Origin of the sequence: Amycolatopsis coloradensis (genome assembly GCF_037997115.1) — a bacterium.
GTDB lineage: Bacteria > Actinomycetota > Actinomycetes > Mycobacteriales > Pseudonocardiaceae > Amycolatopsis > Amycolatopsis coloradensis_A.
This window is the reverse complement of the sequence record NZ_CP150484.1, coordinates 6,848,316-6,873,032: the sequence shown is the minus strand read 5'-3', so window position 1 is coordinate 6,873,032 and position 24,717 is coordinate 6,848,316. Positions and strand designations below refer to the sequence as shown.

Here is a 24,717-nt window from a genome sequence, read left to right as displayed (position 1 = left end):
TTCCGATCTGTGAGGACGGTTAGAACCGTCCTCACCACTCACGAGCCTTCGCGCGCTGCCGGGCTCTGTCAGGCGGGGGTCCAGAGGGCAGGCACGTTCGGCGGCTCCCAGCCGGGCAGCGACCGGTGGCCCTGCCGGCATACGTAGGCCGCGCCGTTGTGGGTCACACGAGCACCCGCGGCGTAGTCGACGTTCGGCTTCCAGGCGTCGGACGGCACCGTGGTGGTCGTCGTCGGGGTGGTGGTCGTCGTCGGACTCGTCGTGGTGGTCGTCGTACCGGTGGTCGTGGTGGTGGTCGTGGTCGGCGGGGTACCGCCGCCACGCGGGTGATCCGACGCGATCGCGTAGGTCGTCCCGCCGAAGGTGAACGTGAAGTTCGACGGCGAGGCGATCGGCATGTAGTAGTTCAGCCGGATCTCGACGGTGGCGCCCGGTGCGATGTTCTGCCAGGTCGGCACGGTCACCGCGACGTGCTGGAAGTCGCCCTTCATCCCGCCGACGTTGGGCCCGCTGTGGCCCTTGCTCGTGACCGTCAGGCCGAAGCCCGACTGGTCGGACATGCTGCCGGGCGCACTGGTCCCGTAGTCGAACTCGATCTTCGTTCCACCGGGGATGGTGGTGGTCGAATTGTTGGTGATGCGCATCCGCGGGGTGATCGGGTAGTTCGCGTCGCCCAGCGCGAATCCGGTCAGGTTCACGTTCGCGTTCAGCACCGACGAAGGCGCGGGACGCGGCGACTTGGCGTTGCCGTACGGGGCGGCGCCGCGCAGTCCGTCGTTGATCTTCGTGATCAGCGTGTCGCCCATGAAGTACTGGCCCTTGGCTTCGTCGAAGGCGTAGTCGCCCGCCAGTTCCCAGATCATGATGCCGCCGATGCCCTTGTCGGCCACGTACTTGGCCTTCGTGGCGAGCGAGGCCTCGTCCTCAGTGGACAGGAACACCTTCTTGTCGTTGTTCCACAGCCACGGTGTCACCATCGTGTTGTCGTAGAACCTGTCGTAGGAGCCGGAGATCCGGTCCGCCGGGTCGGTCTTCGGGGTCAGCCCGTACGCCTCCAGATAGTCCGGGGTGATCTCGTTTTCGAGGTTCTTCGCGTGCCACATCGGGTTCGCGCCCGCGGGGACCTCGCCGCCCGCCAGGCCGAGGTCGTGCCAAAGGTTGTCGATGCCGATCGCGCCGTTGCCGCACGGCACCGTCGAACCGACGTGTGACCCGGTGCCCGGTGGACACTGTTTCTGGTCCGGCAGCGGAGCCTTGCCCCACAACCCGTTCGTCCCGCCGGACACGCCTTGCCAGCCGCGGGTGTAGAACCCGACGCCGATGTTGATCCGGCCGGCCTGCATCGCACCGCGGAAGTAGTGATAGGCCCAGTCGGTGTTGAGATAGCCCTGCCCGTCGTACTGCGGTGTCGTGTACACCTGCCAGTGCGCGAGTTCCGCGTCGTTGCCGGAGTCGTAGAGCGCGGCGTTCGGCCCGACGAACTGGTTCCACGCGCCGTGCAGGTCGTAGCTCATCATGTTGGCGTAGTCGAGATAGCGCGTGACGCCGTAGACCTCCTGGCCGCGCAGCAACCAGCCGGACGCGGGCACGGCGGCGGTCAGCAGGTAGTGCTTGCCGTCGGCGGCGCCCGCGCGGTCGAGCTTCTCGCGCAGCGTGCGCATCAGGTTCTCGTAGCCCGCCCAGAGGGTGCCCCGGTTGGCCTGCGCGATCCAGTAGTCGTCCGGGTTGCCGGCGTAGTTCGCCGACGTCGCGTACTCGTAGTCGATGTCCGCGCCGTTGAAACCGTAGGTGCGCAGGAACTGCACGACGGAATCCGCGAAGACGTCGATACCCGCCTGGGTCTGCGTCATCTTGTAGAACCCGCCGGAGGCGTTGCGGGTGCCGTCGGGGTTCAGGAAGCCACCTGTCTCGGCCCAGCCGCCGATCGAGATCAGCGACTTCACGTTCGGGTGCTGCTTCTTGTACTTGGTCAGCAGGTTGAAGTGTCCCTTGTAGGGCAGCGACGGATCCATCTCGGCGCCGGGAACGCCCGGCCATTCCATGCCGATGGACTCGTTGGTCTCGGTCGGCGCGCCGACCGAGACCTTGTTCTGCGCGTCCACATGCGCGAACGCGTAGTTGAGGTGGGTGACCTTCGACCACGGGATGTTGTTGACCAGATAGGCCGGTGCGCCGTTCTTCCCGGTGCGCCAGCTGGTGAAGTAGCCGATCACGCGGCGGGAATGCCCTTCTCCCAGGGATTCGCGGCCCGCGGTGTCGTAGACGGTGCAGTAGGGGGTGTCGACGCCGGGTGTCCGGTACAGCCCGTCGGGACGGCAGTCCTCATGGCCTGCCGCGCTCGACGGGGACGGGGTGATGACGACGATCATGAGTCCGGCCAGCGTGATGAGCGACGCCAGCAGGGGGAGTAGTTTCCTGGTTCTCCTTGGCACGCCGAACCTCCGACAGTGGAAGATGGCCCTCGGTCCCAGCAGCTTGAGCCGCTGACCTGCCGCGCGTCAATAGGTGTAGACCAATTTCCATCCGGTGCCGTACGGCGGAGCGTACCTGTGGTCCGTCAGGTCCGGCTTCGTCGGTGATGGCCATACTCCAGGCCCCATCCGGCGCGTGTTATGCCGCCGTTTCCCGCACCACGAAGGAAAACTCGTTCCCGTCGGGATCCGTCATCGTCATCTGTTCCTCCACCATGCCGGGGTGTGAAGCGCCGAGCGCGACGAGCCGCTCGGCTTCCGGCAGAGAACCGCTCAGGACGAAACGCAGCCGGTTCGGCCCGGTTTTCGGGGTGAACGGCGGACCGCCCCAGGTGATCTTCGGGCCACCGTGCGGCGACCGGATCGCCGTCTCCTGGTCCTTGTCCCACACCAGCGGCCAGCCGAGCGCTTCGCTCCAGAAGTAGCCGGCCGCCTGCGAACCGTCGCACGCGACGGCGCCGACGAATCCGCATTCGGCGAGGAAGTCGTTGCCCGGCTCGATGACACAGAACTCGTTGCCTTCGGGGTCGGCGAGCACCACGTGTTCTTCCTCCGGACGCTGGCCGACGTCGATGTGGCCGCCGCCGAGTTCGAGCGCCTTCGCGACCGTCAACCGCTGGTCTTCCGGGGATTCGCTCGTCAGGTCGAAATGCATCTGGTTCTGGCGGGTCTTCGGTTCTGCCGACGGCACGAAACCGAGCCGGAAACCGGTGTCGTCTTTCGGGATCAGGGTGTCGCCGTCGGTTTCCCAACCGAGGAGACCCGCCCAGAAACGCGCCAGACGCCCAGGGTCGTGCGCGGCGAAACAGAGCGCGTGCAAGGTGACGGTCATAAGCGACGCTAGAAACGCCGGCGACCCACATGCAATCGAATAAGGTGCGCTCCCCCACGGAGTGGACCCGCTTCAATCCGGTGGGGGACGCGGCGGACCGGGGCGGCTGTGATCGTTGAAACCGATCAAGCGAGCGGAACCCGATCGTCCGAGGAGCACGTATGACCGTCCACCAAGCCGCCGCGACCGGGCGACTGCGCACCGCGTGGAACAGAGCACACGCCCCGGTGCCCGGAGTCCCCTGGTGGGCCAAGGTCGCCGCCTACGCCATCCCCTTCACCGTGCTCCCTTCCGGCCTTTGGCGGATCATGACCGTCGTCTTCGACGTCGGCGGTGACGGCCCGCACGGTTCGGGCCAGCTCCCGTCGTGGTTGCCGGGGCCGGTGTACGTCATCGCGTTGTCCGTCGTCGCGGAACTGTTCGCCTTCACCGCCATCGGGCTGGTCGCCGAGTGGGGAGAGGTTCTCCCGCGCTGGATTCCGCTGCTGGGCGGCCGCAAGGTACCGCCCCTCGCCGCCGTCGTGCCCGCCGCTCTCGGCGCCACGATCCTGACCGTTCTGTGGACCGCCGCCATCGCCACCGAGATGTCCGGGCGCACCCTCCAAGGCGATCCCCTTCCGGACGACTACCCCACGAAGTCACTGGACGGCTGGCAACTCGCCTTCTTCGAACTCACCTACGCCCCGCTCCTGCTCTGGGGACCGCTGCTGGCGGCGGTCTGCTTCGCGTACTGGCGGAGGCGCCGGCAGTGATCGAGCACAAGTCCGTGAAGGCCTCCTTGAGGACCCAGAGTCCCTCAAGGAGGCCTTCACGGAACGATCAGCANAGTCCGTGAAGGCCTCCTTGAGGACCCAGAGTCCCTCAAGGAGGCCTTCACGGAACGATCAGCAGGAGACGCCGGTCCGCCCGTTCTCCACCCGCGCGGTCAGCGTCCGCAGGAACGACGGATCCCCGTCCGCGGTGACCTTCACGTCGTACCAGCCGCCCGAAACCGGCCAGTCCACCGTGACCGAACGCCCGGCCCCGACCCGCACGACGCGCGTGAACCGCGAAGACGACAGCCGCAGCGTCAGCGCCGAAGTGCCCGAGTTGGACAGCTTGAACTCGACACCCGAGCGCCACGTGAGGAACCGCGTCCGGACATCGACACCCGCGGCGGCCCCGCGACGGTTTCCGCGCAGTTCCCACCACGACCGGTTCGGCCCCTGGACGACGACGCGGTAGTCGTCACCGGCCAGCCGCACGAGTTCCGGTGCCTCGCCGCGGACGTCGCGGTGCGCGGGCTCGGCGAATTCGCCCTTGTACGGGTACAGCGCGAAATGCGCCGACGACGAGCCGCTGTTGGCCAGCGAAAGCACCAGATTTCCCGACTTGTCCACCGCGCCGGACACCGACACCTGGTACGGCAGCGGCCGGGACGGCCGGTTGCCGGGCTCGGCCACGGGCAGGCTCTGCTCCGCCGGGGCGGACGGCCGCCAGCGGCTGATCGGCGTGGGCACCGGGCCGGGCCGGTTCACCCGCGGCTGACGCCCGGCCCGCGAGAAGTCGAAGGCACCGGTGAGATCACCCGCGACGGTCCGCCGCCACTTGCTGATGTTGGGCTCGGCGATCCCGGTCCAGCGTTCGAGGAACCGCAGCACCGAGGTGTGGTCGTACACGGTGGAGTCGACGTTGCCGCCGATCGACCACGGCGAGACGACCGTCATCGGCACACGCGGGCCGAAGCCGAGCGGCTGGCCGTTGAAGTGGTCCGCGTCGTTGGCCGCGTTCCCGGGCGGCATCGGCGGCGGAACGTGGTCGAAGTAACCGTCGTTCTCGTCGAAGTTGATCAGCAGCACCGTCTTGGACCACGTTTCGCGGTCGGACGCCAGCGCGTCGAGCACTCGGTAGATCAGGTTCGCGCTGCCGACCGGAGTGGACGCGCCAGGGTGCTCGGAGTCCTTCGCGGACGGCACCAGCCAGCTGACCGCGGGCAGGCGCCGCGCCTGGATGTCCGCCTTCAGCCGGGTGACCAACGTCTCCGGCTCGCTGCGGTACATGGCCTTCTCGAACAGGTTCCGCTCGGCGGGCGTCAGTTTCGCGACCCCGGCGTCGAACTGCGCCAGCAGCTTGGTGCGCTCTTCGGGGGTCTTCTTGAGCAGGGTGTCGTAGAACTCTTCGGTGGTGCGGAACTTCCCCTCGACCGAAGCGAGGATCTTCGTGCCGACCTTCTTGAACGGCACGAAGTACTCGACGGCGTTGTCGGTGAAGTTGTCCCACTCCTGGTAGATCTGCCACGGCACCCCGGCGGCTTCGAGGCGCTCCGGATACGTCGTCCAGTCGTAGCCCTTGTGGTCGTAGGAGTACGCCGCGTTCGTCACCGCGCGGTTCGTCGTGCTGCCCGGTTCGAACCCGGTGGTCCCGGTCCACAGGAAGTTCCGGTTCGGGTTGGTGGAGCCGAAGATCGAGCAGTGGTAGGCGTCGCAGATGGTGAAGGTGTCCGCGAGTTCGTACTGGAGCGCGATGTCGGGGCGCTCGTAGTAGGTCATGGTGGCCGGCGTCTTCGCCGCGATCCAGCCGTTGTTCCAGCCACGCGCCCACGCCTTGCCGCTGCCGTTCCAGCTGTGGTCGAGGTCGCCGAGGTACTGGATGTCGTCCGGTTTCCGTCCGGCGAGCTCGGCCGCCTTGCGCACCGAGAACGGCAATACCGTGCCGCCCGCCGGATTCGGCTGCTCGAACACCGACGTCCCCGACGGCAGTTCGAGCGGATGCGTGTCGGAGAAGCCCCGGACACCGCGCAAGCTGCCGTAGTAGTGATCGAACGACCGGTTCTCCTGCATCAGCACGATCACGTGCTCGATGGCGTCGAGTCCGCCCCGGCGCATGGGTTCGGCCATGGCGGCGTGCACGGACGGCGGGAGAAGGGTGGTGGCGGCCGCGGCGCCGGTGGCGCCCAGCAACGTACGGCGTGACAGTTCAGGCATGCCCGAACCTTGACCCAGTGACATGAACGTCACAAGAACCGAACCGGTCGACTCGGAGTCGGTAGCCGGATGGTGACACGGCGTCCGTAGTGGTCCGCCCGTACGATTCCCGGATGGCCGTGATTCCTGAGCATCACGACGAAAACGGCGGTGGGGAAGACCTCCCGAAGCCGGTGTTCGCCGATCCCGGAGGCCGTCGCCGCGTCGTCCGCCGGATCGCGATCGGTGCCGGCGCCGCCGCCTCTTACGGAGCACTTCTCCTCTTCGCGCTCTCCGGCGTGCCTGACCTGCCCGCCGCGCTGGGCCCCAGGCCGGTACCCGGGCCAGAGATGACGCCCCCGCCGCCTACGACAACGCCGCCCACGACGACGGACGGGCCTCGAACGGCTTCACCGCCGGAATCGTGGGGAGCGCCCGAGCCGGTTCGCGAAAATTCGCCCACGAGCGCCAGGCCCGCTCCGATCCGGACCACGGCTTCACCCGCCTCGCCGGACACACGAGCACCCGCCGCCTCCTCGCAGTCGGGCAGCGACCGCCGCAACCGCCGCGCGCCCGAAGACCCGCCCAGCAAGGCGAAGACCACGCCGCCCAAGAGCGGGACGCCGACGCCCGGTTCTCCCCGGTTCGTCGTGAGGTCACTGCGCTGAGTGACCGTCCGGTGGGGTGACCCCGCTGAACGGCCGCCTGCGCGGTAACCTCACGGGCACCAAGACCGCAGACCCTTGAGGAGGGCCCGTGTCGGCAGGGCAGATCGCCGCGCTGATCGCCGCAGGAGCATTCGTCGTACTCGTCGTGCTGCTGGCGATCGTGCTGTTCAAGCTCGGCCGGACCCTGGACGAGGCCACGATCGCCATCCGCAAGGCGCACGAGAACACCGACCCGCTGCTGATCGGCGCGAACGAGACGATCACGCACGTCAACACGCAGCTGGAGCGGGTCGACGGCATCACCGCCAACGCGCAGGCCGTGTCCGGCAACGTGTCCGCGTTGTCGTCGGTGTTCACCGCGACGCTCGGCGGACCGCTGGTGAAGACGGCCGCGCTGTCCTACGGCCTCAGCAAGGCGATCAAGGCCCGCCGGAAAAAGGCGGAAGCGAAAGCCTCTCGTCCGGCGAAGAAGCGGGGCCGCAAATGAAGCGCCTGTTCTGGCTCGGCGTCGGTGTGGTCGCCGGCGTCGCCCTGTCACGCAAAGCGACGGAAACCGCTCGCCAGGCCACGCCGGCGGGGTTAGCCTCAAACCTGGGCGACGCCGTGCGGGAACTCGCGGGCGCCGTCGGTTCGTTCGGCGCGGAGGTCCGCGCCGGGATGAGCGAACGGGAACAGGAGCTGCACGACATGGTGTCCGAACGGACCGGCTTGAGCACGGCCCCCGTGACCGAGGGCAGGCACGCGGCGTCGTCGCGGCGCCCGGTCCGGCGAGCTCGCCGGGCGGAGGGCTGATCGGGTCGCCTCCGCGACCGGAAAAGATCCCAGCCCTTCGCCGTTCTCGCCTGTCCGCATTCCCCGCGCCTTCGCGCGAGCCCGTATACAAGGACGATCCCGTGGAAACACACGAAATCACGAAGCGTTTTCTGAGCCATTTCGAGAACAAGGGACATACGCGCGTCCCCAGCGCGCCGCTGATCCTCGACGACCCGAACCTGCTGTTCGTCAACGCGGGCATGGTCCAGTTCAAGCCGTACTTCCTCGGCGAGGCCCCGCCGCCGTACCCGCGCGCGACCAGCGTCCAGAAGTGCGTCCGCACGCCGGACATCGACGAGGTCGGCAAGACCACGCGGCACAACACGTTCTTCCAGATGGCCGGGAACTTCTCGTTCGGCGACTACTTCAAGGAAGGCGCCATCGAGTACGCCTGGGAGCTGATCACCAAGCCCCAGAGCGAAGGCGGCTACGGCCTCGACCCGGCCCGCATCTGGGCGACGGTCTACGAGGACGACTCCGAGGCGGCGGGCCTGTGGAAGAAGCTCACCGGCCTGCCCGGCGAGCGCATCCAGTCCCGTGACGGCAAGGACAACTACTGGGACATGGGCGTGCCCGGCCCCGGTGGCCCGTGCTCGGAGATCTACTACGACCGCGGCCCGGACTACGGCCGCGAGGGCGGCCCGGTCGCCGACGAGGACCGGTACATCGAGATCTGGAACCTCGTCTTCATGCAGGACGTGCGGGGCGACAAGAGCCCGAAGCACGGCCACAAGCCGGTCGGTGAGCTGCCGAAGAAGAACATCGACACCGGTATGGGCGTCGAGCGGGTCGCGACGATCCTGCAGGGTGTCGAGAACGTCTACGAGACGGACCTCGTCCGCCCGGTGATCGGCCGCGCCGAGGAGTTCTCCGGCCGCCGCTACGGCTCCGACCACACCGACGACGTCCGCTTCCGCGTCATCGCCGACCACGCCCGCACCGGTGTCCTGCTCATCGGCGACGGCGTCACCCCGGGCAACGACGGCCGCGGCTACGTGCTGCGCCGTCTGCTCCGCCGCATCATCCGCTCCGCGCGCCTGCTCGGCGTGCACGAGCCGGTGCTGCCCGCCTTCGCGGCGGTCGTCCGCGACACCATGGGCCCGACGTACCCCGAGCTGGTCTCCGGTTTCGACCGCATCGAGGACATCGTGCGCGTCGAGGAGGAGGCCTTCCTCTCCACGCTCACCAGCGGCTCGCGCATCTTCGACCTCGCGGCCGAGGAGACCAAGCGCGCCGGCGGTTCGCTGCTGGCCGGGGACAAGGCGTTCCAGCTGCACGACACCTACGGCTTCCCGATCGACCTGACGCTGGAGATGGCGTCCGAACAGGGCCTGTCCGTCGACGAAGAGGGCTTCCGCACGCTCATGAACGAGCAGCGGCAGCGCGCGAAGGCCGACGCGGCTTCGCGCAAGACCGGCCACGGCGACCTGTCCGAGTACCGCAAGGTGCTGGAGCGCAACGGCGAGACCGAGTTCCTCGGCTACACCGACCTGCAGGCCGAAGCGAAGGTCGTCGCGCTGCTCGAAGACGGCGTGCCGGTCTCGAGCGTCGGCGCGGGCAAGAAGGCGGAGCTGGTCCTGGACCGCACGCCGTTCTACGCCGAGAGCGGTGGCCAGGTCGCCGACACCGGCGTGCTGCTCGGCGACGGCGTCGAGCTCAAGGTCCACGACGTGCAGAAGATCGTGCCGGGCCTGTTCGTGCACCGCGTCGAGGTGCTCGAGGGCGAGGTCGGCATCGGCGGCGCGCTGACCGGTTCGGTCGACCAGCACCGCCGCCTGTCGATCGAGCGGTCCCACTCCGCGACCCACCTGGTGCACGCCGCCGTGCGCGGCGCGTACGGCAAGCGCGCGGCGCAGGCCGGTTCGCTGAACTCGCCGGGCCGGATGCGCTTCGACTTCACCACTTCCGGCGGCGTGTCGGCCGACGTGCTGACCGAGGTCGAGGAGGAGGTCAACGACTACCTCCAGACCAACGTCGAGGTGAACACCTTCGTCACCACGAAGGACAAAGCCCTCGAACTGGGCGCGGTCGCGCTGTTCGGCGAGAAGTACGGCAACGACGTCCGCGTCGTCGACATGGGCGAGTACTCCCGCGAACTCTGCGGTGGCACCCACGTCGACCGCATCGGCCAGCTCGGCCTGGTGAAGCTGGTGGGCGACTCGTCCATCGGTTCCGGCGTGCACCGCGTCGAGGCGCTCGTCGGCACGGACGCGCTGAAGTACGTCCGCAAAGAGCAGCTGCTCGTCTCACAGCTCGCGAACACCTTCAAGGTGCCGTCGGAGCAGCTGCCGTCGCGTATCGACGACGTGCTCACCCGGCTCAAGAACGCCGAGAAGGAGATCGAGCAGCTGCGCACTCAGCAGGTGCTCGGCTCGGCGGGCTCGCTCGCGGACAAGGCCGAGGACATCGGCGGCGTCGCGGTCGTGGCGGAGAAGCTGGGAGAGGGCGTCGACTCGAACGGTCTGCGCGCGCTGGCTTCGGACATCCGCGGCAGGCTCGGCAACCGTCCCGGCATCGTCGCGCTGTTCGCCCCACAAGGCGAGAAGGTCGCCTTCGTCGTCGCCACCACGAAGGCGGCGCAGGAGAAGGGCATCGCGGCGGGCAAGCTCGTCCCGTCGTTCGCCGAGGCGATCGGCGGCCGTGGCGGCGGCAAGCCGGACATGGCACAGGGCGGGGGCACCAACCCGGCCGGGGCCGAGCAGGCCATCGCCTCACTGCGCGCGGCGGTCGCCCAAGTTGGCTGACGACGCCCCCCAGCGGCGCCCGGATCGACCAGGAGAGTCCGATCCGGGGCGTGGCAGGCGGCTTGGCGTGGATGTCGGATCCGTCCGGGTCGGGGTCGCGTTGAGCGATCCCGACCCCATCCTCGCGAGCCCTCTCGTTACCCTCACTCGCGACGCCGCGGGCGACAAGGACGTCGACCTGCTCGTCGGACTCGTCACGGAACACGACGTGGTCGAGGTCGTCGTCGGCTTGCCGAGGACGCTCAAGGACCGTCATGGCCCGGCGGCCGAAGCGGCGCTGGACTATGCCGAAAAGGTCGCCGCCCGGATCGCGCCGGTGCCGGTGCGACTGGCCGACGAGCGGTTGACCACGGTGACGGCATCCAGGATGCTGTCGCAGCGTGGGGTGAAGGGACGTAAGCAACGTGCCGTCGTCGATCAGGCGGCCGCGGTCGAGATCCTGCAGGCGTGGATCGACGCGGTAGCGGCACATCGCGCACGGAAGGGCGATACATGACCGAGCCCCACGGCCGGCCCGAGCGCCGTCAGGGCGGTAGACGACGGTTGCGGGAGCCTGAGGAGGCCAGCCCGCCACCGGCCCCGCCGCGTCGACGGCCCGAACCCCAGCCGACGGGACGACGGCACGTCCGGCAGGAACCGCCCGAGCCGCCCGTACGGCGTCCGGCGGAGGAACCGCCGCGTGCCCGCCGGTCGCCGGAAGAGCCGCCGCGTGCCCGGCGCGCCGCCGACGAGCCGCAGCGTCCGGGCCCACCGAGGCGGGCACCGGAACCCGTGGCCCCGCCACCGCCTCCCGCGCCGCAACGGCGGTCCCCCCAGCCGGGTGACCGGAGTCTTGGCATGCCCGCCTATGTCCAGGACGAGGTACCCCGCCCCGGCCGCCGCCGGCGTCGCGAGGACGACGGCCCGCTCCCGGACGAGCGGCCGACCGACATCCTCCCCGCGATCCAGGAAGCGCCGATCGCCCGGCGTCCCGGCGCGGCTCCTTCTTCGCCGCCCCAAGGAAGCGAAGAGGAATACAACGAGATCTTCGGTGACGACGAGTACGACGATTATGACGAGTACGACGACTATGAGGATTACGAGGACTTCGAAGACGAAGACCGGGCCGAGCCCGAACGCATCGAGGACGAGCGTCCGGAACGACAGGGGCCGCCGCCCAAGAAACGCAAGAAGAAGCGCGCGCTGGGCTGGATCGCCGCGCTGACCGTGCTCGTCCTGCTCGCCGGTGGCGCCTACTACGGCTTCACCGAGATCTTCGGGTACGACGACTACGAAGGCACCGGCGAGAGCGACGTCCTCGTCCAGGTGGAGAAGGGCGACTCGACGTCGGCGATCGGCAACCGGCTGCAGGCGGCCGGGGTGGTCGCCAGCGGCAAGGCGTTCGTGAAGGCGGGCGAGGACAACACCGCCGTCTCGCGGCTCCAGCAGGGCTACTACGTCATGAAGACGAAGATGTCCGGTGCCAGCGCGGTCGAGAAGATGATCGCGCCCGCGTCGAAGGTCGGCCAGGTCGAGATCCGGCCGTACACCCAGTTCCACGACATCACCCAGCCCGACGGCAAGGTGACCCCTGGCGTGTATTCGTTGCTGTCCAAGGCTTCCTGCGCGGACCTGAACGGAACGAGCACCTGCATCCCGGTCGAGGAACTGCGCAAGACGATCGAGACGGCGGATCTGGCGAAGCTGGGCGTCCCGTCGTGGGCCGTCGAGTCCGCCACGAAGGCCGAGCACAAGGACCGGCGGCTCGAAGGGCTGATCGCCCCGGGCATCTACAACGTCAAGCCCGGATGGTCGGCCGAAGAGCTGCTCACGTTCGTCGTGAAGACCTCGGCGGAGCGCATCCTGAACGCCGGGCTGAGCGATCAGTCGAAGGGGCAGGGCAAGACCCCCTACGAGACGCTCATCATCGCGTCGATCATCGAACGCGAGGCGGTGAAGGCCGACTTCGGGAAGATCTCGCGGGTCATCTACAACCGGCTCGACGAGAAGATGCGGCTCGAGATGGACTCGACGGTCAACTACATCCTCGACCGGCCGACCCTGCTCACCAAACCCGAGGAACGGGAAAAAGCGGGCGCGTACAACACGTACAAATCCGTCGGCCTGACACCGACGCCGATCGCCGTCCCGAGCGCCGAGGCGATCCAGGCCGCGCTGAAGCCGACCGCGGGCGAGTGGATCTTCTTCGTCAAGTGCGAGAAGAACGGGCTCTCGTGCTTCGCGGTGACGAACGACGAGCACAACAAGAACAGGTTGGACGCGCAGAAACGTGGTGTCTACTAGCCGCAAGGCCGCGATCCTCGGGAAACCGGTCGAACACTCGCTCTCGCCCGTGCTGCACGGCGCCGCGTTCCGCGCGCTGGGGCTGGACGGCTGGACCTACGAGCGGGTCGAGATGGACGGTCCCGGGCTGCCCGCGTTCGTCGACGGTCTCGGCCCGGAGTGGGCCGGGCTTTCGGTGACCATGCCCGGGAAACGGGCCGCGCTGGAGCACGCCGACGAGGTGACGCCGCGTGCGGCGGCCGTCGGCGCGGCGAACACGTTGGTGCGCGGGGAAACCGGTTGGCTCGCCGACTGCACCGACGTCGACGGGGTCACCGAGGCGCTGCGGATCGCGGGGGAGTACTCGCCCGGCATGGACGACGCGGCCGTCGTCCTCGGCGCGGGCGGGACCGCCGCCGCGGCCGTCGTCGGGCTGGCGTCGCTCGGCGTGCGGACGGTGCGGCTCGTCGTGCGGGACCCCGCACGGGCGACCGAAACGGTCGAGGCGGCCCAGCGGGCCGGGCTCGACGCCGAGGTCCTCCGCTGGGCGGACGCGGACTTCGGGAAACTCGCGGCGGCTTCGGCGGTGCTGGTGAACACCGTGCCCCCGGACGCCGTCCGGCCGCATCTGGCGGAGCTGGCCCGCATCGGATGCGTCCTCGACGTCATCTACCACCCTTGGCCGACCGCGCTCGCCGAAGCCGTCGCCGAGCGGGGAGGGCGGCTCGCGACCGGCTTGGACATGTTGCTGCATCAGGCTTTCGGGCAGTCCGAGTACTTCACCGGGCAGCCGGCGCCGCGGGCCGAGATGCGGGACGCGTTGCGCGAGGCGACCGGCGGAATCCTTTCTCTGCCGATCGGCTGAGCGGACCACGGGAGGCCAGGTCGCACGGCTCGGCGGGTGGTGAAGGCCTCCTTCACTACCCTCAGGGTAGGCAAGGAGGCCTTCACGGACCGGTGAGCGGAACCCTCTTCGGTGAAAGAGCCTGACAAGATCGCGCTGGTTCGATAATCTGGCCGACTGCCTCGAGAGGGGTGTCGCGGCAACCTGGTGACCACCGCGCGCCCCTGGCCGAATGGCCCCGCTATCTCGGCGGCAGGGCGCTCTTGACGGGGGACGGGACGTCTGATTCCTGCTCGCGCCCTGGCGACGTGACGCGGTCGCGCGCAGACTCGCGAGGAGTGCTGAGGAAGGAACAAGGGGTCGATGCCCAAACCCGATCGAGACGACTACACCGAAGAAGACATCCACGACTCCTGGGTCGATGAGGCTCCGGTCATGAATTCCACCGTCACCCTGGCCGAATACGACCCGGAGTGGCCCGGGCTTTTCGACCGGGAAGCCAAGCGCATCAGGGGGATCCTGGGGGAACGGGCGCTGGTCCTGGAGCACGTCGGCTCCACGTCGGTGCCGGGGCTGTGCGCGAAACCGATCATCGACATCATGCTGATCGTCGCGGATTCGGACGACGAAGACGCCTACGTGCCGCAGCTGGAGGCCGAGGGCTACAAACTCGTCATCCGCGAGCCGGAGTGGGAGAAGCACCGCTGCTTCAAAGGCCCGGACACCAACATCAACCTGCACGTCTACTCGCCGGACAACGGCCAGACCGAGCGCTACCGCCTCTTCCGCGACCGTCTCATCGCGCACGAGGACGAGCTGAAGCTCTACGAGGCCAAGAAACGCGAGCTGGCGTCGCGCACCTGGAAGTACATTCAGCAGTACGCCGACGCCAAGACCGAGGTGATCGACGAGATCATCGAACGGGCGCGCGCGGCCCAGTACGACGGCTTCGCGCGGCTCTACGCGGCGCACGCCGAGACCAGCAGCACCAACGCCCACTACGACCGTCCGGCCATCGTGGGGCTGGCCGGGGACGTGGCGGGCAAACGGGTGCTGGACGTCGGCAGCGCGGCCGGTCACCTCAGTGCCATGCTCGCCGCCAAGGGTGCGGACGTCCTCGGCGTCGACGCCAGCGAGGGCATCGTCGCCGTCGCCAGGGAGAAGTTCGGGCACGTCGCGAAGTTCGAGACGGCGGACGTCTCGCGGCCGATGTCCTTTGTGGAGGACGCTTCGATCGACGTCGTCACGGCGTCCCTGGTGCTGCACTACCTGAAGGACTGGGCACCGGCGCTGGCGGAGTTCCGGCGGGTGCTCAAACCGGGCGGCCTCCTGGTGTTCTCGGTGCATCATCCGGGCGAGGACTGGCGCTGGTTCGACAAGCGGAACTACTTCCAGCTCGAACTGCTGGAAGACGAGTTCCCGCCGGGGCAGAAGGTCCGCTTCTACCGGCGGCCGCTGAGCTGGACGTTCGACGCGGTACGGGACGCCGGGTTCGCCGTCGACAGGCTGGTCGAGCCGATGCCGGACGAGGAGATCGCCGAATCGGACCCGCGGTGGTACGCGAAGCTGCGGACCGAGCCGCGGTTCCTGTACTTCCGGACCGTCCGGGAGTCCTGACCAACGCCGCGTTCACTCCTCTGAATGCGGGTCTGGCCGGGAAGGCGGAGGGTGTCCGCTGGCCAAGTGGGTGAGGGAGGGCTCGTCACCGTGGCGTGGCACCCCTCGACCGTCCACAGGGGGACGCTTTCGGGGATTGCCGTACCCGATTTGAGCGTTTTGCGACGGGTCGTGAGTGGTAAAGAGCGTTAGAACCCTCTTTGCCACTCACGACCTCAGCCAGAACCGTACAGATAAGCATCAAACGGACACTCTTCTGGCACCTGGCATCCTTTGTGGACGCTGCCCGCTGCCCTGTTCGGATCACCCTGGGCGACACCGGCCGGCGTTCCGGCAAGGAGGCCTTCACCTGCTTGCGGTGCCATCGCGAGTAGGTGACTAATCGCGCGGGGGAGCGGCATCGTCCGGCTTTGAGAGGTCCCGGATCAGCGAAACGATCTCCCGGCTCACCGGCCGCAGCACCCGCAGCCGCGAGAGCCCCACCAGCCGCGCGATCAGCGGGACCGTCCGTTCCACCAGGATCCGGCTGCGTTTCTGGCCGCGCGAGCGGTCGTGGACCCAGAACAGCACGACCCCCATCTGGTACAGCCACAACAGATCGGGCAGGTCGTCGTGCAGATCCGGGTCGAGTTTGACGTCGGAGTCGGCGATGACGTCGCGCATCAGGCCGACGGAGGCGTCCCGTGCGGGCGAAGACTCCTCGCTGAACGGGCTCAGCGGTGAGTCCGGGTCGGCGGCGTTGACGAAGAGCTGGGTGCCGAAGCGGTGGTACGGCTCGGCGACGTCGAGCCACGTGAGCAGGACTGTCCTGAGCCGGGCGCTGAAGTCCCGCTCACCTGCGATCGACTCGCGCACGGCCGTCAGGTGCGCGTTGGCGATCTCGTCGTAGAAACCTTGGATCAGCTGGTCTTTCGAGGCGAAGTAGTAGTAGGCGTTTCCGACCGACACGCCCGCTTCGGCGGCGATGGCCCGCATGGTCGTACGGTCGTAGCCGTTCTCGGCGAACAACCGCAACGCGGTCGCCACGATCAGTGACTTGGTTTCCTCACTCTTCGCCACCACTGCACGGTATCCGGTCAGGGCGCGGGGTGTGGAGCGGGCGCCGGGTAGCCGGGGTAGGGCGGCGGCACCGGCACGGGCCGCGCGGTGGCGTGGTTGAGGTGCTTGCGCCGGATGCCGTTGAACACCAGCACGTTCCCGACGTGCATCACGCCGAGCACGAGCGCCACGGTGCCGACCTTGACCGACAGCATCTCGAAGACGTCACGCGCGTCGAGGACGGTGTCGTCACTGGTCAGGAACAGGGTCACGAAACCCAGGCTGACCAGGTAGAACCCGACGACGAGCAGTTGGTTGACCGAATGTGCCAGTGCTTGTTCGTCCTGGAAGACGTCTTCCAGGAACGTCTTGCCGTGTCTGCTCAGCGTGCGGGCGACCAGCACGGTCAGGGGGACGGTGATGGCCAGGTAGAGCGCGTAGGCCATGACTACGGGTTGCATGGGGACCTCCTTTTGAACGTGTTCAAGAAGAACCGTAGCCCATGTTTTGAACGCGTTCAAGAGACGCTGTTCATCTGAAGCTCACCCGTGCGGCCGCGCGGAGTGCGTAAGGTCGCACCGGACTCTGGGAGGTAAGACCGTGAAACGCATCGCCGCCGTGCTCACATCGGGCGCCTTGCTGGCCGGGACACTGCTGGCCGCGACACCGGCGGAAGCCACCGCCGGGAAGAACATCCGCTTCGCGACGTACAACGCTTCGCTCAATCGCGGAGCCGCCGGTCAGCTGGTGACCGATCTGTCGCAGCCGGGCAACGCGCAGGCCGGCGAGGTCGCCGAAGTGATCCAGCGCAACCGGCCGGACGTGCTCCTGATCAACGAGTTCGACTACGTGCCCGGCAACCGCGCCGCGGACCTGTTCCGCGAGAACTACCTGAAGCGCGGCCAGAACGGCGCGGCGCCGATCGACTACCCGTACGCCTTCACCGCGCCGTCGAACACCGGTGTCGCGACCGGTTTCGACCTCGACCGCAACGGCCAGGTCGGCGGCGGCAACGACGCGCACGGCTTCGGCCTTTTCGAGGGCCAGTACGGCATGCTCGTGCTGTCCAAGTACCCGATCGACACCAAGAACGCGCGGACCTTCCAGAAGTTCCTCTGGAAGGACATGCCGGGCGCGCTGCTCCCGGACGACCCGGCCACCGCGGCGCCGAACGACTGGTACTCACCGCAGGCGCTCGACGTGCTGCGCCTGTCGTCGAAGTCCCATTGGGACATTCCGATCCGAGTCGGCCGCTCGACGGTGCACTTCCTGGCCTCGCACCCGACGCCGCCCACCTTCGACGGCCCCGAGGACCGCAACGGCACCCGTAACCACGACGAGATCCGCTTCTGGGCGGACTACGTGACCCCGGGCAAGGGCCGCTACATCCACGACGACAACGGCCGCCGCGGCGGGCTGGGCGCACACGAGAAGTTCGTCATCGCCGGCGACCAGAACTCCGACCCGCTCGACGGCGACAGCGTCCCAGGCGCCATCTCACGCCTGCTGAACGCGCCGCGCGTCATCGAGACCCGGCCGGGCAGCGAAGGTGGCGTGCGGGCCGCTCAGGACCAGGGCGGCGCCAACATCGGCCAGAAGGGCGACCCGTACTTCGACACCGGCGACTTCAACGACAAGGCGCCGGGAAACCTGCGGATCGACTACGTCCTGCCCTCGAAGGGCCTGTTCCCCTGGCGCGCCGAGGTCTTCTGGCCGCTGCCCGATTCACCGCTGGCCCGGCTCAACGACGCTTCGGACCACCACCTGGTGCGCGTCGACGTGTTCGTCCCGCGCTGGTAGGTCTCACCGGGCGCCGAGCAGCGCGGCGCCCGGTCCGGTGAGCGCGGCCAGCCCGGTGCTCCGCCCGCTCACCGACAGAAGCAGGTCGACGAGCGGGCCCCGTACCTCTTCGGTGCCCGCTCCGCCGGACCATTCGGCGTCGGTGGCGATCAGCCTGAGGTCCCGGCAGCGTTTCTTGGCGCCCCAGAACGGGCTGACGAGAAGGTGCTCCAGAGCCGCGATCGCCGGCTTCTCCGGCATGGGCCGGTCGATGCCGAGCGGGCGGGCGACGTCCTGGCAGTGGATGAGGACGTCGGCGAGCGGGTCGACCGGTTTGGCGCCGGGCGAGCGGCGGGCCGATCCGGCGTCCTCGCGGATCTGGGCGACGAGTTCGGCCGGGGTGAACCGCGCGGCGTAGGCGACGGCCTGGTCGACGTTCATCCGGTCCCAGTTCCCCTTGGCCTTCACGATGCCGACGAGGGTGTCCTTGAGCCGGTTCCTGGTGGTCTGCGCGAGATGGCCCGCCATCGCGTGGACCGTCCACTCCGTACACAGGGTCTTCGCCGACCAGTCCTCATCGGCGAGGCTCTCCAGCAAATCCGCGAAGCTCAGTCGTTCGGTCTCGGTCCAGGCCAGGATCTCGCCCTCGTGCATACCTGCTCCTCGTCTCCGGTCATCGTCGTCCGAGTGCCTTGACCGCTCTCGATCCGCGAGACGACGCCTCGCGACGACCCGCGGCCCCGCGCGCTCCAGCAGGGGGACGGACTCTTCGGTCATCACACGGAGGAATTCCTCGCTCGTTCCCGGCTTCAGCCGGTAGGCGCGGAAACTCCAGGATCACGGTGGCCTCCCCAGGCATGGCTTCGGCGCCGACTCTAGCCTGGGGAGCATGAAGATCGCGATTCTCGACGACTACCAGGAAGTGGCGCTCGGCTTCGGGGACTGGGCCTCCCTCGACGCGGAGATCGAGGTGTTCACGAAGCCGTTCGCGGACCCCGCCGACGTGGTCGCCCGCCTCCGTGACTTCGAGGTCGTGGTCGCGATGCGCGAGCGCACCCGCTTCCCCGCCGAAGTCCTCGACCGGCTGCCCGCGCTCGAACTGCTGGTGAGCACCGGCCACCGCAACGCCGCGATCGACGTGGCCGCCGCCCGGCGCAACGGCGTGGTCGTCTGTTCCACCGGGTACATCGCGGCCCCGGCGGCCGAGCACACCTGGGCGCTGATCCTCGCCGCCGCGCGGAACGTGCCGGTGGAGTCGCGGAACATGCGCGAGGGCGGCTGGCAGACCACCGTCGGCACGATCCTGTCCGGCAAGACCCTCGGACTGCTCGGGCTCGGCAGGCTCGGCGCCGGCGCGGCCAAGATCGGGCAGGCGTTCGGCATGGAGACCATCGCCTGGAGCCAGAACCTGACCCAGGAGAAGGCCGGCCCCCACGGTGTGACGGCGGTGTCGAAGGACGAACTGTTCGCCCGCGCGGACGTCCTTTCGGTCCACCTGGTGCTCAGCGACCGAAGCCGCGGGCTGGTCGGTGAGGCCGAACTCGCCGCGATGAAGCCGACGGCGATGCTGGTCAACACCTCGCGCGGCCCGATCGTGGACGAAGTCGCGCTGGTGGACGCCTTGCGCCGCAAGGAGATCGCGGTCGCCGCGCTGGACGTGTACGACGTCGAGCCGCTGCCCGCGGAGCATCCGCTGCGGACGCTGGACAACGTCGTGCTCACCCCGCACATCGGCTACGTCACCCGTGAGGCCTACGAGATCTTCTACCGCGACGCGGTCGAGGACATCGCGGCCTTCCAGGCGGGCTCACCGATCCGGGTCATGGAGTGAGCCTGCGCGTGGCGAGCTGCACGGCCCACCATACGGCCGTGCCCGCCGCCACGCTGAGCACCAGCACGAGTGGTGCCGGAAGGTGCGGGAGCAGGGCGGGGAAGACCGTCCAGTGCGTCAGATAGATGTAGAGCGAGGCGCTCGCGACCAGCCCGAGGACGCCGACCGCCGCCCTCGGCACCGGGACACGGACCTGGAGCAGCACCAGCATCAGCCCGCCCAGCACCACGGCCTCCCACAACGGGTCGCCGACCATCCCCGGGACCAGCAGGAAACCGAACGCCAGCACGACGGCCCGTTGCGTGGCCGTCCGCGCCTTGTGGGCCAGCCATCCGAGCGCGAAGAACCAGACCGTGCCGAGCGTCGTCCAGTGCAGTTCGGGGAACGACGGCGCCTCGCCGAGGCTCACCCGGAGCAGGAGACCGGCGCCGAGCGCCACCAAGGCCGTGGCGAATCCGTGTTCCCGCTCGGTGCGACGCACGGCCGGGATCGCGAACACCAGTGACAACGCCAGGAAAGCGTGCACGAGGACCTCGACGAACCAGTACCCGTAGGCGCCGGTGAGGGTGAAGTTGTTGATCAGCAGCACGTTCGTCCACGACACGTCGTCGGTGACGGCGAGCCGGTAGCCGAGCCAGGCGATCGCGGGCACGGCGATGGGGAGCGCCGCGCGGGCGATCCGTGACGCCGGGCCGGGCAGCACGAACCGGGCGAAGTTCCAGCCCGCCACGATGAGCAGCAGATGCGCCCCGCCGTGGACGGTGAACCACTCCATGTGCGTGCTCACGATGAGGATGATCGCCAGCGCGCGCAGGAGGACGTTGGTCTCCAGCGTCGCCCACCGAGAGGGTCTCGTGCGCAGGCGCTCGAGTGCCGAGACCGGCATGGCCGGCCAGTCGTCGGGAAGCCGTCCGAGCACGCGTTCCAGCGCGATCGACATCCTGACATAGGAGAGCGAATCACCGCCGAGCCCGACGAAGGTCGCGTCGCCGGGAATGTCCCGGCGGCCGAAGACGGTGGCGAACGCCCGGCGCACCGAACCCGGTTCCGCGTCGTCCGGTTCCCCCGCGGCGGCGATCGCCGGATAGTCGGGCTTTCCGTTGGGCAGCAAGGGGAACTCACGCATGCGACGGACGACGACGCTCGACGGTGGCAACCCGAACCGGGTGCGGACGAGGGCGGCAGCCCGTTCGGAGGACCGGTGGACGGCGATCACCACCCGCGTGTCGTCGCCCGCGCACACCGCCTCGATCCCGGCCTCGGCGAGGACGCGTTCCACCCGGTCGAGGTCGACGCGCAGCCCGAACGGCTTGACGAACCGGCTCTTGCGGCCGGTCACCTCGTACAGCCCGGCGGGGTTGCGGCGTCCGAGGTCTCCGGTCGGGAGTTCGTGGACGGTCCGGCCAAGGGCCAGGTCCGCGGGGGTGTGCGCGTAGCCGAGCATCACGTTCGGGCCGCGATAGATCAGCTCGCCGTCTTCGGCGAGGCCGAAATCGCCGCCCCGGACGGGCACGCCGATCGCGGCGGGGTGGGCGGCCGCCAGGTCCGGCGGCAGATAGGCCATCCGCGCGGTGGCCTCGGTCTGGCCGTACATCACGAAGAACCGCCAGCCGCGCCGCCGTCCGAGTTCGGCGTACTCGGTCACCTTCGCGGGATCGAGCCGTCCGCCCGCCTGCGTGACGTAGCGGAGATCGGGGAGGTCGAGCCGATCGAACCCGACCTGGCCGAGCAGGGCGAAAGTGTGCGGGACGCCGTGCAGGCTCGTCGCGCGCCGGTCCTTCACCAGCGTCCAGAACGCGGGCTCGAGGACCGAGTGTTCGGTCAGCAGCAGGCACGCGCCGCGCAGGAGGTTGCTGTTCACCACGGAAAGTCCGTAGCAGTACGGCAACGGCAGCGAGGCGACGGCGCGGTCGGTGGCCCGGATGTCGAGGTACTCGGCGATGGCCGAGGCATTGGCCCGCAGGCCGTCGGCGGACAGGCGCACCAGCTTGGGGGAACCGGTCGACCCCGAGGTCGAAAGCAGCAGCGCCAGTTCGGGATGCAGATCGTGTGCGGTACCCGGCCGCCGCTCGGTCAGGACGCCGTCGATGACGACGTCCGGGTCGTAACTCGCGGCCAAGGCGCCTGCCTGGCCACGGGGGACCAGCAGCACCGGGTGCCCGCCGCGGAGCGCCGCCAGGTAGGCGACCAGGGAGCCGGTGTCGTTGGCGGCGGCCAGCAGGACCAGCCTGCGCACCGGGCCGAGCCGATCGGCCACAGTGGACACTCGCTGGTCCAGTTCCCGGTAGCTCAGCGCCGAGCCGTCCGGGGCGACCAGCGCGGTCCGGTCGCCGTGGACCGCCAGATCGCCGAGGAAGCCGAGGTCGGCGGCCCTGGTCATGCCGGTTCCCCGGCGAAGAACAGGGCAGGGCCGGACACGCGCACGCGAACCTCGTCACCACGGGAAACCCCGAGCGGACCTTGGACGCGTTGGCGCACCTGCCCACCGTCGGCGAGCCGCAGCAGCACCGTCGCGTCGTGCCCGTGGAACAGGACATCCTCCACGGTGGCCGGTACGCCGTCGGCGTCCACGTGCAGTTGTTCCGGGCGCAGCAGGACGGTGCCGGTCCCGCGGCCCTGGACGGGAAGCCTGCCCAGGGGCGTGTCCACCGTCCCGTTTTCCGCGTCACCGGGGAAAGTGACCGCCTCGCCGACGAAGAGCGCGACCCCGAGATCGGCGGGCCTGCCGTAGATCTCCTGCGGTGTCCCGAGTTGCGCGACGACACCGCCACGCAGCACCGCGACCAGGTCGGCCATGCCGAGCGCCTCCTCCTGGTCGTGCGTCACGAGCAACGCCGTCGCGCCGAACGCGCGCAGCGCCGCGCGCACGTCCACGCGGAGTTCTTCGCGCAGACTCGCGTCGAGCGAGGAGAACGGCTCGTCCATCAGCACGACACCCGGTCGTGGCGCGAGCGCGCGGGCGAGCGCGACCCGGCGTTGCTGCCCACCGGACAGCTCACCGGGTTTCCTTGTCTCGTAACCGGAAAGCCCGACCAGATCGAGGAGTTCGCCGATCCGGCCGTCGCGTCGTCCGGCGCGCGACAACCCGAAACCCACGTTGCCCGCGACGCTCAGATGCGGGAACAGCGCGCCTTCCTGCGGCACGATCCCGATGCCGCGGCGTTCCGGCGGCACGTGCGTGGATCCGCCGGCGAGCAGCCTGCCGCCGAGGCGCACCTCGCCGTCACGGACCGGATGGAACCCGGCGAGCACCCGCAGCAGAGTCGTCTTCCCGCAGCCGGACGGCCCGAGCACCGCCACGAGCCCGCCTTCGGGAACCCGCAGATCCAGCCCGCGCAGTACCGGATCCGGTCCGTATCCGGCGATCAGGCCCTTCACGTCCAAGCCGCTCATCGCGTCACTCCTCGCAGGAACCGGTCGAGGACGACGGCCGGGATGGCCGCCACCACCAGCAGGACCGCCGCGTAGGGCGCGGCCGCGGCGTAGGCGCCGATCTCGGTCTTCGTCCACAGTTCGGTGGCCAGCGTGTCCACCCCGGTCGGCCGGAGCAGCAGGGTCGCGGGCAGTTCCTTGGCGCAGGTGAGGAAGACGAGCGCCGCGCCCGCCAAGATGCCCGGAGCGGCCAGCGGCACGGTCACCAGCAGCCGCGTGGCCGTGCGGCCTTTCCCGAGCGACCGCGACACGTCCTCCAACACCGGTGGGGCATGCGCGACGGCGGTCCGCACGGCGCTCACCGCCAGCGGAAGGAAGAGCACCGCGTAGGCGAAGGCCAGCATCGACGTCGTCTGATAGAGCTCCGGCAGCACCCGGATCCCGAAGAACACCAGCGCGAGCCCGACCGTGATACCCGGCAGGGCGTGCCCGGCGAAGCTCGCCAGTTCCATCCCGCGGACGAGCGGTCCCCGGTGCCGCGCCGCGAGGATGCCGACCGGAAGGGCGAACAAAACGGTGAGGAGCGCGCCGGAGGCCGCCACCGCCACGGTGTTCCCGGTCGTCGAGAGCAGGTTGCCGCCCGCCGCCGAACTACCCGCGACCAGCCACCGGGCAAGGCTCGCCACCGGCACGCCGAGGGCGAGCAGGAGTACCACCGCCGTCCCGGTCACCGCCGGGATCTTCGCCCCGCCGAGGGGAACGCGGACGGGCTCGCGTTCCCCTCGGCCGCCGGCCGCGCCTCGCGCGCGCCGTTCGCCGATGGTCAGCAGGATCGCGAGGACGACCAGGACGCAGCCGAGGATGGCGGCGGGCGTCCGGTCGAAGGTCCCGCGATAGCTGGTGTAGATGCCGAGGGTGAACGCCTCGAACCGCATCAGCGACACCGCGCCGAAGTCACTCAGCACGTACAGCGCGACCAGGAGTCCGCCCGCGGTGGCCGCGGGCCGGATCTGCCGCAGGGTCACCGAGAAGAACGTCCGCGTGCTCGTACGGCCCAGCGACCGCGCGACCTCTTCGACCGCCGGGTCCGCGGTGCGCAGCGCCGCCGCGACGGGAAGCAGGACGTACGGGTACGACACCAGCGTCAGCACCAGGAACGCGCCCCAGAACCCGGTCAGCCCAGGGGCCAGCGCCAGCCACGTGAACCCGGCGACGTACGACGGCACGGCCAGCGGCAGTACCAGGAGGATCCCGGCGAACCGGCGCCCCGGCAGGTCGCTGCGCACGACGAGCCAGGCGGAGAGCACGCCGAGCACCAGGCAGGCCGCGGTGACCGCGGCCGCGAGCGCGACGCTGCGCACGGCGAGATCGAAGGTGCGGGACCGCCACAGGACACGCCACACCTCGCCCGCCCCGTGGTCGAACGAGCGGACCGCGAGGTAGCCGAGCGGCGTCACCGCCGCGGCCGCGACCAGCGCACCGAGCGTCGTCAGTGCGGGGGCGG

20 protein-coding genes are annotated in these 24,717 nt (G+C 69.3%); 11 read left to right on the top strand and 9 right to left on the bottom strand.

The annotated features are described in order from the left end of the window. Positions 1 to 68 precede the first annotated feature (68 nt). Entirely contained in the window at positions 69 to 2,432 is a 2,364-nt protein-coding gene (locus LCL61_RS31870; RefSeq protein WP_340683173.1) for a chitinase C-terminal domain-containing protein, read from the bottom strand. Positions 2,433 to 2,610: 178 nt separating this feature from the next. Continuing rightward, on the bottom strand, positions 2,611 to 3,303 hold the full coding sequence (locus tag LCL61_RS31865; RefSeq protein WP_340683172.1) for a VOC family protein: 693 nt from the start codon (positions 3,301 to 3,303) through the stop codon (positions 2,611 to 2,613). A gap of 161 nt (positions 3,304 to 3,464) precedes the next feature. On the opposite strand from LCL61_RS31865, the gene LCL61_RS31860 reads away from it, so the two are divergent. Next, positions 3,465 to 4,055: a hypothetical protein gene (locus LCL61_RS31860; RefSeq protein ID WP_340683171.1), complete on the top strand. Its 591-nt coding sequence runs from the start codon at positions 3,465 to 3,467 to the stop codon at positions 4,053 to 4,055. A gap of 132 nt (positions 4,056 to 4,187) precedes the next feature. Here LCL61_RS31860 and LCL61_RS31855 read toward each other — a convergent pair whose 3' ends face one another. Further along, entirely contained in the window at positions 4,188 to 6,266 is a 2,079-nt protein-coding gene (locus tag LCL61_RS31855; protein ID WP_340683170.1) for a phosphocholine-specific phospholipase C, read from the bottom strand. A gap of 113 nt (positions 6,267 to 6,379) precedes the next feature. Here LCL61_RS31855 and LCL61_RS31850 point away from each other — a divergent pair, with 113 nt between their 5' ends. The 8 genes from LCL61_RS31850 to LCL61_RS31815 all read left to right on the top strand — a co-directional run bounded on the left by LCL61_RS31850 (position 6,380) and on the right by LCL61_RS31815 (position 15,193). Continuing rightward, positions 6,380 to 6,913, top strand: a complete 534-nt coding sequence (locus tag LCL61_RS31850) for a hypothetical protein (protein WP_340683169.1) — start codon at positions 6,380 to 6,382, stop codon at positions 6,911 to 6,913. 88 nt (positions 6,914 to 7,001) lie between these two features. Beyond that, the gene (locus LCL61_RS31845; protein WP_007031187.1) at positions 7,002 to 7,400 is read left to right on the top strand and encodes a DUF948 domain-containing protein; all 399 of its coding nucleotides are present in this window, start codon (positions 7,002 to 7,004) and stop codon (positions 7,398 to 7,400) included. Further along, a complete protein-coding gene (locus tag LCL61_RS31840; protein ID WP_016333063.1) occupies positions 7,397 to 7,705 on the top strand; it encodes a hypothetical protein in 309 nt (102 codons plus the stop codon). The genes LCL61_RS31845 and LCL61_RS31840 overlap by 4 nt, the downstream gene beginning before the upstream one ends. A gap of 101 nt (positions 7,706 to 7,806) precedes the next feature. Further along, positions 7,807 to 10,470 carry an alanine--tRNA ligase gene (gene alaS, locus LCL61_RS31835; protein WP_340683168.1) on the top strand — a complete coding sequence of 888 codons (2,664 nt, stop codon included), beginning with the start codon at positions 7,807 to 7,809 and terminating at the stop codon, positions 10,468 to 10,470. Beyond that, positions 10,463 to 10,966, top strand: a complete 504-nt coding sequence (ruvX, locus tag LCL61_RS31830) for a Holliday junction resolvase RuvX (RefSeq protein ID WP_034318271.1) — start codon at positions 10,463 to 10,465, stop codon at positions 10,964 to 10,966. The genes alaS and ruvX overlap by 8 nt, the downstream gene beginning before the upstream one ends. Positions 10,967 to 11,307: 341 nt before the next feature. Further along, on the top strand, positions 11,308 to 12,753 hold the full coding sequence (gene mltG / locus LCL61_RS31825) for an endolytic transglycosylase MltG (protein ID WP_340683167.1): 1,446 nt from the start codon (positions 11,308 to 11,310) through the stop codon (positions 12,751 to 12,753). 13 nt (positions 12,754 to 12,766) lie between these two features. Beyond that, positions 12,767 to 13,597: a shikimate dehydrogenase gene (locus LCL61_RS31820; protein ID WP_340688731.1), complete on the top strand. Its 831-nt coding sequence runs from the start codon at positions 12,767 to 12,769 to the stop codon at positions 13,595 to 13,597. Positions 13,598 to 13,939: 342 nt separating this feature from the next. Continuing rightward, on the top strand, positions 13,940 to 15,193 hold the full coding sequence (locus LCL61_RS31815) for a GrpB family protein (RefSeq protein WP_340683166.1): 1,254 nt from the start codon (positions 13,940 to 13,942) through the stop codon (positions 15,191 to 15,193). 378 nt (positions 15,194 to 15,571) lie between these two features. Here the strand turns inward: LCL61_RS31815 and LCL61_RS31810 are convergent, their stop codons facing one another. Both LCL61_RS31810 and LCL61_RS31805 read right to left on the bottom strand, forming a co-directional pair. Beyond that, positions 15,572 to 16,252 carry a TetR/AcrR family transcriptional regulator gene (locus LCL61_RS31810; protein ID WP_340683165.1) on the bottom strand — a complete coding sequence of 227 codons (681 nt, stop codon included), beginning with the start codon at positions 16,250 to 16,252 and terminating at the stop codon, positions 15,572 to 15,574. A 17-nt stretch (positions 16,253 to 16,269) separates the two neighbouring features. Continuing rightward, a complete protein-coding gene (locus LCL61_RS31805; RefSeq protein WP_340683164.1) occupies positions 16,270 to 16,692 on the bottom strand; it encodes a hypothetical protein in 423 nt (140 codons plus the stop codon). Positions 16,693 to 16,831: 139 nt separating this feature from the next. On the opposite strand from LCL61_RS31805, the gene LCL61_RS31800 reads away from it, so the two are divergent. After that, positions 16,832 to 18,031: an endonuclease/exonuclease/phosphatase family protein gene (locus tag LCL61_RS31800; protein ID WP_340683163.1), complete on the top strand. Its 1,200-nt coding sequence runs from the start codon at positions 16,832 to 16,834 to the stop codon at positions 18,029 to 18,031. Between the two features lie 3 nt (positions 18,032 to 18,034). Here LCL61_RS31800 and LCL61_RS31795 read toward each other — a convergent pair whose 3' ends face one another. Further along, positions 18,035 to 18,664, bottom strand: a complete 630-nt coding sequence (locus LCL61_RS31795; protein WP_340683162.1) for a maleylpyruvate isomerase family mycothiol-dependent enzyme — start codon at positions 18,662 to 18,664, stop codon at positions 18,035 to 18,037. A 235-nt stretch (positions 18,665 to 18,899) separates the two neighbouring features. Here LCL61_RS31795 and LCL61_RS31790 point away from each other — a divergent pair, with 235 nt between their 5' ends. Further along, the gene (locus tag LCL61_RS31790) at positions 18,900 to 19,841 is read left to right on the top strand and encodes a D-2-hydroxyacid dehydrogenase family protein (protein WP_340683161.1); all 942 of its coding nucleotides are present in this window, start codon (positions 18,900 to 18,902) and stop codon (positions 19,839 to 19,841) included. Here LCL61_RS31790 and LCL61_RS31785 read toward each other — a convergent pair. From LCL61_RS31785 to LCL61_RS31775, 3 genes are read right to left on the bottom strand one after another with little or no spacing between them, the layout of a single operon-like run. Next, complete coding sequence (locus tag LCL61_RS31785; RefSeq protein ID WP_340683160.1) at positions 19,831 to 22,221, bottom strand: AMP-binding protein; 2,391 nt, start codon at positions 22,219 to 22,221, stop codon at positions 19,831 to 19,833. The two genes, LCL61_RS31790 and LCL61_RS31785, sit on opposite strands and share 11 nt — an antisense overlap. Next, positions 22,218 to 23,234: an ABC transporter ATP-binding protein gene (locus tag LCL61_RS31780; protein ID WP_340683159.1), complete on the bottom strand. Its 1,017-nt coding sequence runs from the start codon at positions 23,232 to 23,234 to the stop codon at positions 22,218 to 22,220. The genes LCL61_RS31785 and LCL61_RS31780 overlap by 4 nt, the downstream gene beginning before the upstream one ends. Then, positions 23,231 to 24,670: an iron ABC transporter permease gene (locus tag LCL61_RS31775; protein WP_340683158.1), complete on the bottom strand. Its 1,440-nt coding sequence runs from the start codon at positions 24,668 to 24,670 to the stop codon at positions 23,231 to 23,233. The genes LCL61_RS31780 and LCL61_RS31775 overlap by 4 nt, the downstream gene beginning before the upstream one ends. Between the last annotated feature and the right edge of the window lie 47 nt (positions 24,671 to 24,717).

Excerpts from the sequence above, each read along its gene's own strand:
- LCL61_RS31855 (WP_340683170.1), bottom strand. The coding sequence starts at position 6,266 with ATGCCTGAACTGTCACGCCGTACGTTGCTGGGCGCCACCGGCGCCGCG.
- LCL61_RS31790 (WP_340683161.1), top strand. The coding sequence starts at position 18,900 with ATGAAGATCGCGATTCTCGACGACTACCAGGAAGTGGCGCTCGGCTTC.
- LCL61_RS31795 (WP_340683162.1), bottom strand. The coding sequence starts at position 18,664 with ATGCACGAGGGCGAGATCCTGGCCTGGACCGAGACCGAACGACTGAGC.
- LCL61_RS31865 (WP_340683172.1), bottom strand. The coding sequence starts at position 3,303 with ATGACCGTCACCTTGCACGCGCTCTGTTTCGCCGCGCACGACCCTGGG.
- LCL61_RS31815 (WP_340683166.1), top strand. The coding sequence starts at position 13,940 with ATGCCCAAACCCGATCGAGACGACTACACCGAAGAAGACATCCACGAC.
- LCL61_RS31850 (WP_340683169.1), top strand. The coding sequence starts at position 6,380 with ATGGCCGTGATTCCTGAGCATCACGACGAAAACGGCGGTGGGGAAGAC.
- LCL61_RS31805 (WP_340683164.1), bottom strand. The coding sequence starts at position 16,692 with ATGCAACCCGTAGTCATGGCCTACGCGCTCTACCTGGCCATCACCGTC.
- LCL61_RS31840 (WP_016333063.1), top strand. The coding sequence starts at position 7,397 with ATGAAGCGCCTGTTCTGGCTCGGCGTCGGTGTGGTCGCCGGCGTCGCC.
- mltG (WP_340683167.1), top strand. The coding sequence starts at position 11,308 with ATGCCCGCCTATGTCCAGGACGAGGTACCCCGCCCCGGCCGCCGCCGG.
- LCL61_RS31785 (WP_340683160.1), bottom strand. The coding sequence starts at position 22,221 with ATGACCAGGGCCGCCGACCTCGGCTTCCTCGGCGATCTGGCGGTCCAC.
- LCL61_RS31860 (WP_340683171.1), top strand. The coding sequence starts at position 3,465 with ATGACCGTCCACCAAGCCGCCGCGACCGGGCGACTGCGCACCGCGTGG.
- LCL61_RS31780 (WP_340683159.1), bottom strand. The coding sequence starts at position 23,234 with ATGAGCGGCTTGGACGTGAAGGGCCTGATCGCCGGATACGGACCGGAT.